This window comes from Peribacillus sp. P4_C12, from assembly GCF_056402095.1.
In genome coordinates this window covers 1-509 of record NZ_JBFUIB010001222.1, presented here as the reverse complement: position 1 = coordinate 509, position 509 = coordinate 1, and the positions used below count along the sequence as shown (strand labels likewise).

The following is a 509-nucleotide window of genomic DNA, read 5'->3' as shown; positions in this document are numbered from 1 at the left end:
ATTGATGACAGTATTCAAGATTCAAGCAAGTGGGCAACAGCCTTTCCAAGAGCGGCAATGAAATATGCACAGAAAAAAGATAAAGGGTTTGTGTTAATGAGTGTAAGAAACCCTTATGATGTTGCCAATTTTGAAGAAGCAAAAGCCGTGATGGCTGTATACGGATTTAAAGGATATTCAAATGGGCGGTATAGGCAGCCAAATATACCGGCAGGCATCGCGACGATCTTTGGAGAATCAAAACCGAGAGGGACGTTGCCAGTAGATATTCCATCGGTGACAAAACCATCCGAAAGCCTATATAAATTTGGGTATGGATTAGATATTAAATCAGGCAAGCCTATTAAAAAGTAGAGGGGAAACACAATGAAAAGAATTCTTATTATATTCACCATTTGTCTGTTGACCTTTAGTATAGTTTCCTCTAAAAGTGTTACTGCCGATAAGGAAAAGAAAAAACAAAAGGTCAGGCCTGGTATTGAAGTTCTTTTAAAAGAAGAGAAGGATGT

At 38.3% G+C, this 509-nt stretch carries 1 protein-coding gene; it reads left to right on the top strand.

Features of this window, described 5'->3' with window-relative positions:
• Positions 1-354 (top strand): glycoside hydrolase family 3 C-terminal domain-containing protein (locus AC1DUW_RS32240; protein ID WP_477644640.1); only part of this gene is annotated, 354 nt, incomplete at its 5' end.
• Positions 355-509 lie beyond the last annotated feature (155 nt).